11 protein-coding genes and 1 pseudogene are annotated in these 12,436 nt (G+C 72.0%); 8 read left to right on the plus strand and 4 right to left on the minus strand.

Annotated elements, in window-relative coordinates; genetic code table 11:
* Positions 1 to 368: 368 nt before the first annotated feature.
* A pseudogene (locus AB0K80_RS18350) lies at positions 369 to 776 on the plus strand (ATP-binding protein); the annotation flags it as partial.
* An 894-nt stretch (positions 777 to 1,670) separates the two neighbouring features.
* Here the strand turns inward: AB0K80_RS18350 and AB0K80_RS18355 are convergent.
* The gene (locus tag AB0K80_RS18355) at positions 1,671 to 3,167 is read right to left on the minus strand and encodes an oligopeptide:H+ symporter (protein ID WP_365670737.1); all 1,497 of its coding nucleotides are present in this window, start codon (positions 3,165 to 3,167) and stop codon (positions 1,671 to 1,673) included.
* 512 nt (positions 3,168 to 3,679) lie between these two features.
* On the opposite strand from AB0K80_RS18355, the gene AB0K80_RS18360 reads away from it, so the two are divergent.
* Together AB0K80_RS18360 and AB0K80_RS18365 are read left to right on the plus strand one after the other, a co-directional pair.
* A complete protein-coding gene (locus tag AB0K80_RS18360; protein WP_061919258.1) occupies positions 3,680 to 4,357 on the plus strand; it encodes a response regulator transcription factor in 678 nt (225 codons plus the stop codon).
* 42 nt (positions 4,358 to 4,399) lie between these two features.
* Entirely contained in the window at positions 4,400 to 5,677 is a 1,278-nt protein-coding gene (locus AB0K80_RS18365; protein WP_365670738.1) for an ATP-binding protein, read from the plus strand.
* Between the two features lie 60 nt (positions 5,678 to 5,737).
* On the opposite strand, the gene AB0K80_RS18370 is transcribed toward AB0K80_RS18365, so the two are convergent.
* Positions 5,738 to 6,220, minus strand: a complete 483-nt coding sequence (locus tag AB0K80_RS18370; protein ID WP_365670739.1) for a GtrA family protein — start codon at positions 6,218 to 6,220, stop codon at positions 5,738 to 5,740.
* Positions 6,221 to 6,373: 153 nt separating this feature from the next.
* On the opposite strand from AB0K80_RS18370, the gene AB0K80_RS18375 reads away from it, so the two are divergent.
* The 3 genes from AB0K80_RS18375 to AB0K80_RS18385 are packed head-to-tail and all read left to right on the plus strand — an operon-like array spanning position 6,374 to position 9,218.
* Positions 6,374 to 7,513 (plus strand): 5-(carboxyamino)imidazole ribonucleotide synthase, encoded by a 1,140-nt coding sequence (locus tag AB0K80_RS18375; protein ID WP_365670740.1) that lies wholly within the window; start codon positions 6,374 to 6,376, stop codon positions 7,511 to 7,513.
* Positions 7,510 to 8,034 carry a 5-(carboxyamino)imidazole ribonucleotide mutase gene (gene purE, locus AB0K80_RS18380; RefSeq protein WP_365670742.1) on the plus strand — a complete coding sequence of 175 codons (525 nt, stop codon included), beginning with the start codon at positions 7,510 to 7,512 and terminating at the stop codon, positions 8,032 to 8,034. The genes AB0K80_RS18375 and purE overlap by 4 nt, the downstream gene beginning before the upstream one ends.
* Before the next feature lie 5 nt (positions 8,035 to 8,039).
* Positions 8,040 to 9,218, plus strand: a complete 1,179-nt coding sequence (locus AB0K80_RS18385; RefSeq protein WP_365670848.1) for a dipeptidase — start codon at positions 8,040 to 8,042, stop codon at positions 9,216 to 9,218.
* On the opposite strand, the gene AB0K80_RS18390 is transcribed toward AB0K80_RS18385, so the two are convergent.
* Positions 9,167 to 10,297 (minus strand): alkene reductase, encoded by a 1,131-nt coding sequence (locus AB0K80_RS18390; RefSeq protein WP_365670744.1) that lies wholly within the window; start codon positions 10,295 to 10,297, stop codon positions 9,167 to 9,169. The two genes, AB0K80_RS18385 and AB0K80_RS18390, sit on opposite strands and share 52 nt — an antisense overlap.
* Before the next feature lie 87 nt (positions 10,298 to 10,384).
* Between AB0K80_RS18390 and AB0K80_RS18395 the strand changes: the two genes are divergently transcribed.
* Entirely contained in the window at positions 10,385 to 10,744 is a 360-nt protein-coding gene (locus AB0K80_RS18395; protein WP_365670746.1) for a MerR family transcriptional regulator, read from the plus strand.
* Positions 10,745 to 10,851: 107 nt separating this feature from the next.
* Positions 10,852 to 11,982: a dipeptidase gene (locus tag AB0K80_RS18400; RefSeq protein ID WP_365670749.1), complete on the plus strand. Its 1,131-nt coding sequence runs from the start codon at positions 10,852 to 10,854 to the stop codon at positions 11,980 to 11,982.
* Positions 11,983 to 12,025: 43 nt separating this feature from the next.
* Here the strand turns inward: AB0K80_RS18400 and AB0K80_RS18405 are convergent, their stop codons facing one another.
* A complete protein-coding gene (locus AB0K80_RS18405) occupies positions 12,026 to 12,418 on the minus strand; it encodes a VOC family protein (protein ID WP_365670751.1) in 393 nt (130 codons plus the stop codon).
* Between the last annotated feature and the right edge of the window lie 18 nt (positions 12,419 to 12,436).

Genomic DNA, 12,436 nt, shown 5'->3' on the forward strand with positions numbered 1-12,436 from the left:
CGACTACCGGGACCCGTGAGACGACCAGGACTTCCGGAACTCCCGAGACCTCCAAGGCCGCTGAGACCCGCGAGACTCCCAAGACCTCCGAGACTGTCAGGACGTCGGGGACGTCGAGGGCTGGCCTGACTTCGGGGGCACCGCGAGCAGGCGGCACCTCCAGGACCGCCCTCGGGGCTACGGCGGCACCCGATACCACCGAGACCCCCACCGGCTCCCCCGCATGTACGCAACGCACCCGGTCCCAAGCGTCCGCCACGCCCGAGAGCGCCCACCCCAGGCCCGACGCCGGGAGCGGATCCGAGGGTGCCGGTTCCCGGGCGACCGGTCAGGGCGGCGGGACCGGGGCGCCGGGGACCACGGGCACCCGGCAGGTGCGCCGGCTGAGCTTCGAGGACCAGAGCGGTGTCGTCCCGCTCGCCCGCGACTTCACCCGCCAGGCGCTGTACGCATGGGGCTGGCTGCCTGCTGCCGGTGCCGACCAGCGGGCCGCCGCCGAGGACGTCCTGCTCGTCGTCTCGGAGCTGGTGACCAACGCCTGCCTGCACGCCGAGGGCCCGGACGAGCTGCGGATCTCCTGCGACAACAAGGTGCTTCGCATCGAGGTCTCCGACCGGGGCAGCGGCCAGCCGGCCCCGCGCACCCCGCACCGGGCCGGGCGGCCCGGCGGCCACGGCATGTTCATCGTGCAGCGGCTGTGCCTGGACTGGGGCGTGGTCCGTACCCCCGGGGTGGCCGGCAAGACCGTGTGGGCGGAACTGGGAGCTCCGGCGTAAGGCGTCCTCGACGCAGCCTCGCCTGACACACCGCCAACAGTCCCGCGACAGCCGCCCGATCCACGATGCGCGCCGCCTGGGCCGAAGGCATGCCTGCCGCTAGATCCGAGGCGTGCGTGCCGCCGGTCCAAGGCCCGAGTGCCACCTGGCCGAAGGCATACGTGCCACCCGCTCCTGGGCATGCGCGCCGCCCGCTCCGGGCACGTGTCCCACCCGATCCAAGGCATGCGTGCCGCTTGCTGTAAGGCGTGCGCGCCACTCGATCACGGGTATCCGAGCCGTCCGCTCCAGGCCTGAGGCCCACCCGATCCACGCATGCCTGCCGCTAGATCCAAGCCGGGCGTGCCGCCGGCCCAAGGCCCGAGTGCCGCCTGGCCGAAGGCATACGTGCCAACCGCTCCTGCGCATGCGCGCCGCCCGCTCCGGGCACGTGTCCCACCCGATCCAAGGCATGCGTGCCGCTTGCTGTAAGGCGTGCGTGCCACTCGATCACGGGTATCCGAGCCGTCCGCTCCAGGCCTGCGGCCCACCCGATCAACGCATGCCTGCCGCTAGATTCAAAGGCGTGCGTGCCGCCCGCTCCAAGGCCCGAGTGCCGCCTGGCCGAAGGCATACGTACCCCCCGCTCCTGGGCATGCGCGCCGCCTGCTGCAGGCATGCGCGCCGCCCGAAGCCAAGGCATACGCGCCACCCGAAGCCAAGGCATACGCGCCGCCCGAAGCCAAGGCATACGCGCCGCCCGAAGCCAAGGCATACGCGCCGCCCGATCCAAGCCACGCCCCCCCGCCCCGGCAAGGTGGGCGCGGCGACCCCCGCAGCGTCGGGGTGCGCGCCCACCTGGCCGTTCGTCACGCCGGGCACCCGGGGAGCATCCCCGTGCAGCCCGGCTCGGCCTCAGCGGACGTCGCCCATCAGCTGCTTGACCTTGCCGCGGTACATCCACACCGCCGCACCGGCGACCACCGCGAGCGTCGCCTCCAGGGCCACGATGCCCGTCTTGTTCAGGTCGACACCGGCGAGGGACAGCAGACCCGTCGTCGCGTCACCGGCGGTGACCGCCAGGAACCACACGCCCATCATCTGCGAGGCGTACTTGGCCGGAGCCATCTTGGTCGTGACCGACAGGCCGACCGGGGAGAGCAGCAGCTCACCGACGGTCTGGACGAAGTAGATCGCCACCAGCCACAGCGCGGCCGCCTTGTGGCCGCCGTCCGCGATCGACAGCGGGGCGAGGAAGAGGAAGAAGGACGCGCCGACCAGGGCCAGGCCGGAGGCGAACTTCACAACCGTGCTCGGCTCCTTGCCGCGCCGGTTGAGCGCCAGCCAGAACCAGGCGAAGACCGGCGCCAGGGCCATGATGAGCACCGGGTTGACCGACTGGTACCAGGAGACCGGGAAGTTCCAGCCCAGCACGCTGTTCTCGGCGGACGACGTGGCGAAGATCGACAGGGTGGAACCGCCCTGGTCGTAGATCATCCAGAACACGGCCGCGGCGACGAAGAACCAGATGTACGCCGACATCTTCGACTGCTCGGCGCTGTCCAGCTCCCGGTCGCGCTTGATGCGGACCAGGACGAGGGTCGGGATGATCACGCCGAGCAGGGTCAGCGGGACCAGGACCCAGTTCAGGGTGTAGTGGCCGGAGACGCCGAGCACGGTGTAGGCGACAGCCGCCACAGCGGCCCAGAGCGCGGCCTTGCGCAGCGTCGAGGTCTTCTCCTCGGCCGTCAGCGGCTTGGGGACCACGCTGGAGTGCGGGTCCAGATGGCGGCTGCCGAGCAGGAACTGCACGAGGCCCAGCGCCATGCCGAGCGCGGCGAGCGCGAAGCCCAGGTGCCAGTTGACGCTCTCGCCGACCGTGCCGATCACCAGCGGCGCGGCGAAGGCACCGAGGTTGATGCCCATGTAGAAGACGGTGAAGCCGCCGTCGCGGCGCGGGTCGTCCGGGCCGTCGTAGAGGTGGCCGACCATCGTGGAGATGTTGGCCTTGAGCAGGCCCGAGCCGATGGCCACCAGGCCGAGGCCGGCGTAGAAGGTGCCCGAGGAGGGCAGGGCCAGCGTGAGGTGGCCGAGCATGATGATCGCCCCGGCGACGGCGACGGTCCTGCGCGGGCCCCAGACACGGTCGCCGAACCAGCCGCCCGGCATCGTGAGCAGGTACACCAGCGACACGTACACCGAGTAGATCGCGGTCGCCGTGCCGCCGCTCAGGTGCAGGCCGCCCGGAGCGACGAGGTACAGCGGGAGCAGAGCCCTCATGCCGTAGTAGGAGAACCGCTCCCACATCTCGGTCATGAACAGGGTGGCCAGACCCCGGGGGTGGCCGAAGAAGGTCTTCTCGGACCCGGGGGTGCCCGGGTGGACCGAGTCCTTCGTCAGGCTGGACGCCATGGTCGTTCCTTGCTGGTCGGGACGCGTTCGCGCGAGGCTGCGCGCCCGGTGGGGGCGGCCGGCACCGGCGGTCCGTGCCGTCCCACCCCGACGCCCACGGGGAGTCCGCTCCGGGTCGCGGAGCGGCAGACGGTGTCCACCGGGATCCATGCCTCTACGCGCGTCACCGCGCTGCGAGGCCCGCCGCAGGTCAGTGCTTCGGATGGCTGGCGGGAACCAGCCCGCACACAAAAGAGACCTTCAGCGTCATACAGCCGCCAAAGGTCACCACGGTGCTACGGGCGTCGTTTCACCATACGGCAGGACACGGCACGATATGGAAGGCCTTGAGACAGGGATCACAGGTGTCCCGGGAACCATACGCACCTATTCCAAGGTCCTTTCCAGGATCGCATCCCACACCCGCAGGTTCGTACCGGGGGCGTGAAGGTAAGAAGCGGGTGTGCTGGAGGTAAGAAGCGGGCCCCGCGATCTCACCCCGGCTCTTGCCCCCTCGGGACTACCATCACTGCATGACCCGAGTACTGCTCGCCGAGGACGATGCGTCCATCTCGGAGCCCCTGGCCCGCGCGCTGCGCCGGGAGGGGTACGAGGTCGAGGTCCGTGAGGACGGGCCCACCGCTCTGGACGCCGGAATGCAGGGCGGCGTCGACCTGGTCGTGCTGGACCTCGGACTGCCCGGCATGGACGGCCTGGAGGTTGCCCGCCGGCTGCGCGCCGACGGCCACGCCGTGCCGATCCTGATCCTGACCGCGCGCGCCGACGAGGTGGACACGGTCGTGGGCCTCGACGCGGGCGCCGACGACTACGTCACCAAGCCGTTCCGGCTCGCCGAGCTGCTCGCCCGCGTCCGCGCCCTGCTGCGGCGCGGTGCCGCCGAACCCCAGCAGCCGCCCGCCACGCACGGCGTGCGCATCGACGTCGAGTCGCACCGCGCTTGGATGGGCGACGAGGAGCTCCAGCTCACCGCGAAGGAGTTCGACCTGCTGCGGGTGCTCGTCCGCGACGCCGGGCGGGTCGTCACGCGCGACCAGCTGATGCGCGAGGTCTGGGACACCACCTGGTGGTCGTCCACCAAGACCCTCGACATGCACATCTCCTGGCTGCGCAAGAAGCTGGGCGACGACGCGGCCAACCCCCGGTACATCGCCACCGTGCGCGGCGTGGGCTTCCGCTTCGAGAAGAGCTGAACCCGCCGGGGCACCCCGCGGGTTCGTATTGGGTAAGAGGACATGCGCCGTCGACTGATCCAGTCCACGCTCGCCGTGGTGCTCGTCGTGATCGCCGTCTTCGGCGTCTCCCTCGTGATCGTCGAGTCCCGCACGATCAGCAACAGCGCCCAGGAACGGGTCGAGTCCGAGGCGGTCCGGCTGGCGAGCATCGTCGACAGCCGGCTCTACGGGAAACAGCAGGTCGACGCCGAGGTACTGCGCGAGCAGGTCACGGGCCAGGAGCGGTACGCCGTCATCCGGATCCCCGGCGAGCAGCCCATCGAGGTCGGCACCAGGCCCACCGGCGACGTCATCAGCGCCACCGCCCCGGGCGAGGAGGGCGAGACGGTCACCGTGCAGGAGCCGCGCTCCTCGGTGACCCGGGAGGTCGGCCGGACGCTGCTGATCATCGCGCTGGTGGCGCTGCTGGCGGTGGTCGCGGCGGTGCTGCTGGCGATCCGCCAGGCCAACCGGCTGGCCTCGCCGCTGACCGATCTGGCGGAGACCGCCGAACGCCTCGGCTCGGGCGACCCGCGCCCGAGGCACAAGCGGTACGGCGTGCCCGAGCTGGACCGGGTCGCGGACGTGCTGGACTCCTCCGCCGAGCGCATCGCCCGGATGCTCACCGCCGAGCGGCGCCTGGCCGCCGACGCCTCCCACCAGCTGCGCACCCCGCTGACGGCGCTGTCCATGCGGCTGGAGGAGATCACCCTCACCGACGACCTGGACACGGTGAAGGAGGAGGCCACCATCGCGCTCACGCAGGTGGAGCGGCTGACGGACGTGGTGGAGCGGCTGCTGACCAACGCCCGCGACCCGCGCACCGGCTCCGCCGTCACCTTCGACCTGGACGAGGTCATCCAGCAGCAGCTCGCCGAGTGGCGGCCCGCCTACCGCAGCGCGGGCCGGGCGATCGTCAGCTCCGGCAAACGGCACCTCCAGGCCGTGGGCACGCCCGGCGCGGTCGCGCAGGTGCTGGCCGCGCTGATCGAGAACTCGCTCATGCACGGCGGCGGCACGGTGGCGCTGCGCACCCGGGTCACCGGCAACCAGGTCGTCATCGAGGTCACCGACGAGGGCCCGGGCGTGCCCGCCGACCTCGGGGCACGGATCTTCGAGCGCACGATCAGCGGCCGCAACTCCACCGGCATCGGCCTGGCCGTGGCCCGCGACCTGGCCGAGGCCGACGGGGGCAGGCTGGAGATGCTCCAGACCAAGCCACCGGTGTTCGGCCTGTTCCTGTCGCGTACGCCGCCGTCGGAGAAACCGGCGGACGAGGAACAGCCGATGGTGCGGTGAGGCCGCACGGCTTCCAGGCCTCCCGGGTCTGCCTCGGCGAGGCGGCCTCCCAGCGGCCTCCTACGGCACCCGCTGCCCGGTCCGCTCCTCCGTCGCAGACGGGTCCGCCTCCCCGTGACCCGGCAGGGCACGGAAGACCCAGGTGCGGTAGGACCAGAAGCGGAACAGCGTGGCGATGCCGATGCCGACGAACTTGAAGATGTTGTTCTGCAGCGGGGTGTTCCAGTCGAAGCCGTACGTCGCCACGTACAGCACCCCGTTCTCGATCACCAGGCCGGCCACGCTGAACAGCAGGAACAGGGTCATCTCCCGGGTACGGCGGCTCCGGTCGCGGTCCCGGTAGGTGAAGTAGCGGAAGCCCAGGTAGTTGAAGACGATCGCGACGATCGTCGCGATGACGCTGGCGCGCACCACCTGCAGGTCGGTCACGTGCCGTACGAGGTTGAACACCAGCAGGTTGACCAGCACACCGGCACCGCCCACGGCGCCGAACTTGGCGACCTCGTGCACGAGCTGCCGAAGGCCCGAGGAACCACGTCCCATGGTCGTACTGGCCCCCGTCCGTCGGTCGGCGTCAACCCCGTCATGCTAACCACCCAGCCGCGTGATCTTCCTGTGGACGGGGCCGAGGGGGTGGCCGGGACCCGAGGAGGGCCCATAATCCGGCCACTGTGGCGCGGCCGATACCCTAGGCGTGTGACGTTCCCGGTAGTCGGCATGGTCGGCGGTGGCCAGCTCGCTCGTATGACACACGAGGCGGGCATCCCGCTGGGCATCAGGTTCAAGCTTCTCAGTGACACTCCGCAGGACTCCGCGGCGCAGGTCGTGAACGACGTCGTCATCGGCGACTACCGCGACCTGGAGACGCTGCGCGCCTTCGCACAGGGCTGTGACGTGATCACCTTCGATCACGAGCACGTGCCCACCGAGCACCTGCGCGCCCTGGAGGCGGACGGCATCCCCGTCCGCCCGGGCCCCGACGCGCTCGTGCACGCCCAGGACAAGGGCGTGATGCGCGCGAAGCTCGACGCGCTCGGCGTGCCCTGCCCCAGGCACAGGATCGTCTCCGATCCGCAGGACGTGGCGGCCTTCGCGGCCGAGGGCGACGGGTTCCCGGTCGTCCTGAAGACCGTCCGCGGCGGGTACGACGGCAAGGGCGTGTGGGTGGTGCACTCCGTCGAGGAGGCCGCCGACCCCTTCAAGGCGGGCGTCCCCGTGCTCGCCGAGGAGAAGGTCGACTTCGTGCGCGAGCTCGCCGCCAACGTCGTACGGTCCCCGCACGGGCAGGCCGTGGCGTACCCGGTGGTGGAGTCGAGGCAGGTGAACGGCGTCTGCGACACGGTCATCGCGCCCGCCCCGGACCTGGCGGAGTCGCTGTCGGCGCAGGCCTCACAGATGGCCCTGACCATCGCCAAGGAGCTCGGCGTGGTCGGGCACCTCGCGGTCGAGTTGTTCCAGACCCGCGACGGCCGCATCCTCGTCAACGAGCTGGCGATGCGCCCGCACAACTCCGGCCACTGGTCGATGGACGGCGCGGTCACCTCCCAGTTCGCCAACCACATCCGGGCCGTGCTGGACCTGCCGCTCGGCGACCCGCGCCCGCGCGCACCGTGGACCGTGATGGTCAACGTCCTGGGCGGCGACTTCCCGGACATGTACTCCGCGTACCTGCACTGCATGGCCCGCGACCCGCAGCTGAAGATCCACATGTACGGCAAGGACGTGAAGCCCGGCCGCAAGGTCGGCCACGTCAACACCTACGGCGACGACCTCGACGACGTGCTGGAGCGCGCCCGTCACGCTGCCGGCTACCTGAGAGGCACGATCACCGAATGAGCCCTGTTGTTGGCATCGTCATGGGGTCGGACTCGGACTGGCCCGTCATGGAGGCCGCCGCCAAGGCCCTCGACGAGTTCGAGATCGCGTACGAGGTCGACGTCGTCTCCGCGCACCGCATGCCCAGGGAGATGATCTCCTACGGCGAGCAGGCCGCGGACCGGGGCCTGAAGGTGATCATCGCGGGGGCGGGGGGCGCCGCCCACCTGCCCGGCATGCTCGCCTCCGTCACCCCGCTGCCGGTGATCGGCGTGCCCGTGCCGCTGAAGCACCTCGACGGCATGGACTCCCTGCTGTCGATCGTGCAGATGCCGGCGGGCGTGCCGGTGGCGACGGTGTCGGTCGCCGGGGCGCGCAACGCGGGTCTGCTCGCGGCCCGCATCCTCGCCGCGCACGACGAGGAACTCCTGCAGAAGATGCGGGACTTCCAGCAGGACCTCAACGACCAGGCCACCGAGAAGGGCAAGCGGCTGCGCGCCAAGGTCGAGGGCGCGACCGGCGGTTTCGGCTTCGGGTCGTGACCGCCGTGACCTTCCTGGAGGCGGCCCGGGAACTCCTGCGGGAGTTCCCGGTCGCCGACGGGCACAACGACCTGCCCTGGGCACTGCGCGAACAGGTCCGCTACGACCTCGACGCCCGCGACATCGCCGTCCACCAGGGCGCCCACCTGCACACCGACATCCCGCGGCTGCGGGCGGGCGGGGTCGGCGCGCAGTTCTGGTCGGTGTACGTCCGCACGGACCTGCCCGACCCGGTGGCGGCGACCCTCGAACAGATCGACTGCGTACGGCAGTTGCTGGCCCGCCACCCGCAGGACCTGGCCCCCGCGTACACCGCCGCCGACCTGGAGGCCGCGCGCGGTCAGGGCCGGATCGCCTCCCTCATGGGTGCCGAGGGCGGCCACTGCATCGCCGGTTCGCTCGGCACGCTGCGCTGCCTGTACGCGCTCGGCGTGCGCTACCTGACGCTCACCCACAACGACAACGTGCCGTGGGCGGACTCGGCGACCGACGTGCCGAACGTCGGCGGGCTGTCGGCGTTCGGCCGGGAGGTCGTGCGCGAGATGAACCGGCTCGGCATGCTCGTCGACCTCTCGCACGTCGCCGCCACGACCATGCGGGACGCCCTGGACACCACGTCCGCGCCGGTGATCTTCTCCCACTCCTCGGCCCGGGCCGTGTGCGACCACCCGCGCAACATCCCGGACGACGTCCTGGAGCGCCTGCCCGCCAACGGGGGCGTGGCGATGGTGACGTTCGTCCCGAAGTTCGTGCTCCAGGCCGCCGTCGACTGGACGGCCGCGGCCGACGAGAACATGCGCGCCCACGGCTTCCACCCCCTCGACACCACCCCCGAGGCGATGAAGGTGCACGGCGCCTTCGCCGAACGCCACCCGCGCCCGGTGGCCACGGCCGCGACGGTCGCCGACCACCTCGACCACATGCGGGAGGTCGCCGGCATCGACCACCTCGGTATCGGCGGCGACTACGACGGCACGGCCTTCACCCCCGACGGGCTGGACGACGTAGCCGGCTACCCGAACCTCATCGCCGAACTCCTCGACCGCGGCTGGTCCAGGACCGACCTGGCCAAGCTGACCTGGCGCAACGCGGTACGGGTCCTGGGCGCGGCGGAAGACGTGGCCCGGGACCTTCAGACGACCCGCTCGCCGTCCAACGCCACGATCGACTCGCTCGACGGCTGACCGAGGGCGGGGTAGTCGGTGTAGCCGGTCGCCCCGCCCACGTACATCAGGTACCGGTCCCGGACCGGGTTGAGCGGGGCGCCCAGCCGGAGCCGCGTCACCAGGTCGGGGTTGGCGAGGAAGGGCCGGCCGAGGGCGATCAGGTCGGCCCCCGCGGCCAGCAGGCGCGCGGACTCCCGGTGCACCGCCTCGGTGGTGATCTCCGGCAGTACGGGGTTGGCGACGAGGGTCCCCGGCCAGTCGGCGCGGATCCGCCTGAACAGCGACGCGTCCGGGTCGGCGTGCACCAGGTGCAGATAGGCCAGTTGCCGTCCCGCCAGCGCCTCGACGAGCGCCGGGTAGAGCACGTCGGTGTCCGTCTCCGCGACGCCGTTGACGGTGCTGCCCGGGGAGATGCGCACGCCCACCCGGCCGGCGCCGATCTCGGCGGCCACGGCCTCGACGACCTCCACCACGAACCGGATCCGCCGGGCCGCCGGACCGCCGTAGGCGTCCGTACGGAGGTTGGTGTTCCCGGCGAGGAACTGGTGCAGCAGATGGCCGTTGGCGGAGTGCACCTCGACCCCGTGGAAGCCTGCCTCCAGGGCGTTGCGGGCGGCGGACGCGAAGTCGGCGACGGTGGTGCGGATGTCGCCGGCCGTCATCTCCCGGGGCACGACGGCCTCCCGGTGCCCTGCGGGCGTGAAGATCGTCTCCGGCAGCGGTACGGGCGAGGGCGCCACCGGGGTCAGCCCGCTGGTCCCCGGATGCCCGACCCGGCCGCCGTGCTGGAGCTGAAGCATCATCGGCCCGCCGCCCGCCTCCCGCACGGCGTCCGTCACCCGGCGCCAGCCCGCCACGTGGCCCGGCGTGTGGATGGCGGTGATGTTCGGGTACGTCTGTCCGACCGCGTTCGGTGTCGACGCCTCGGCGATGATCAGGCCGGCGGAGGCGCGCTGGGCGTAGTAGGTGGCCATCAGCGGGGTCGGGGTGCCGTCGGCCGCCGCGCGGTTGCGGGTCAGAGGGGCCATCACCAGGCGGTTGGGCAGGGCGAGTCCGGGCAGACGGGCCGGTTCGAACAGTGCTGTCGTGTGCGTCATGACCGTACGCTAGAACCTGACACTGATGTCAGAATCAAGTCCGGACGGTCCGAAGACCGGGGCGTTGCGGGAGCAGCGGAGGCGGGGATGAGGATCGGGGAACTGGCCCGGCGCACGGGCGTGAGCGAGCGGTCGCTGCGCTACTACGAGAAGCAGGGGCTGCTCACGGCCGAGCGGACACCCGGGGGGCACCGGGAGTTCCCGGAGGCGGCCGTCGACCGGGTTATCCGGATCCAGGAGCTGTTCGCGGCGGGACTGGCCAGCACGAAGATCGCGCAGCTGCTGCCCTGCATGCGGGACACCGACGGCGGGCCGTCGGAGATCGCCACGCCGAAGCTGGTCGCCCAGCTCATCGAGGAACGCGACCGCATCGACCGGATGATCACCGACCTGGAGCGCTCCCGGGAGACCCTGGACCAGGTGATCGAGGGCGCCCGGCAGCCCTGAGACCGGGGCCCTCGGCGGCCGTACCCCGAACGCGCCGCCCACCAGGAAACCCCGCTCGGCTCCGTGCGACGGTGACGGTACTGCACGACGACCGTACGGAGCCCGCCATGGCAGACCTCCAGGACGACCTGCACCCCGACGGCGACCTAGGCGAGCTCGGGATGACCGGGCCCTGCTCCGCCGAGGCCGTCGTCCCGGGCGAGCCCAGCGCACCCGTGCCGGACCCCTGTGACTCCGCGCTGCACCGGGCCCACGCCCTGCTCGCCGCGCACCCCGTCGCCGACGGCTGCAACGCGCTGCCGCAGGCCCTGCGCACCCTGTCGTGGTACGACCTGGAGCTCGGCGAGGGCGGTGTCGACACGGACGTGCCCCGGCTGCGCGAGGGGCGGGTCGGCGCGCTGTTCTGGTCGCTGCACGTGCCCGACGGGCTCGACGGCGACCGGGCCGTCGGCGCCGCCCTGGAACAGCTGGACCTGGCGAAGGCGGTGGCCGCGGGACACGAGGAGGGGCTGCGGCTGGCCCGCACCGCGGGGGAGACCGCCGACGCCCGCCACTGCGGCCGCGTCGCCGTGCTGCTCGGTCCGGCCCCGGCCGCAGCCGCCGGCGACTCGCTGGGCATCCTGCGCCAGCTGCACGCCCTGGGCCTGCGCGTCCTCACCCTGGCCGGGGTGTCCTGGGCGGGCCCGGACGGGCTGACCCGGTTCGGCGAGGAGGTCGTACGGGAGATGAACCGGCTCGGCGTCATCGCCGACCTCTCCGGCGCCTCCGTACGGACCGTCCGCCGCGTCCTGACCGTCTCCAAGGCGCCCGTGATGTGCAGCCGCTCCGCCGCCCACGCCCTGCGGCCCCACCCGGCCAACCTGCCCGACGACCTGCTCGCCGAGCTGGGGGCCGCGGGGGGCCTGTGCCTGGTGCCGCTGAGCGCCGAACAGACCGGGCCGTCCGTGCGCGACGTCGCCGACCACCTCGACCACGTCCGCGGCGTGGCCGGCCCGCAGAGCGTCGGCCTGTCCGGTACGTACGACTCCGGCGCCGCGCATCCGCAGCAGCTCAGCGACGTCTCCGGCTACCCCCGGCTGATCGCCGAGCTGCTGGAGCGCGGCTGGGCAGAGTCCGACGTGGCCCTGTTGACCTGGGGCAACGTCCAGCGGGTGCTGCGCGGCGCCGACTTCGCCGCCAAAGCGGCCCAGCAGCGCCGCACCCCGTCGACGGCGAGGATCACCGACCTGGACGGTTAGGGCTACGCTCCGCGTCGCCGCCCTCCTGACAGACCCCAGCCGCTCACGGGTGCTCGATGCGGCAGAGGCAGAACGGATGGCCCGCCGGGTCGGCGTACACCCGGAAGTCCTTCTTCTCGTCGTCCTCCCGGTCCAGCACCCGCGCCCCGAGCGCCAGCACCTTCTCCTCGGCCGCGTCGACCTCCTCCCAGGTGGAGCCGGCGTCGAAGTCGAGGTGGAACTGCTGCGAGTCCTGATCGGCCCGCGGCCACTGCGGCGGCCGGTACCCCTGGGCCCGCTGGAAGGCCAGCCGCGGGCCGCCGGGCACCTGGAGCACCACCCAGTCCGGGTCCTGCTCCTCGGGCGTGCCGCCCGCGACACCCGCGTAGAAGCGGGCCAGGTCGCGGGGCTCGGGGCAGTCGAGGACGACGGAACGCAAACGCGCGGCGGCGGGCATGAGGCCTCCCGGTGTCGG

The sequence above is a fragment of the Streptomyces sp. NPDC052682 genome (assembly GCF_040678435.1).
Classification (GTDB): Bacteria; Actinomycetota; Actinomycetes; order Streptomycetales; family Streptomycetaceae; genus Streptomyces.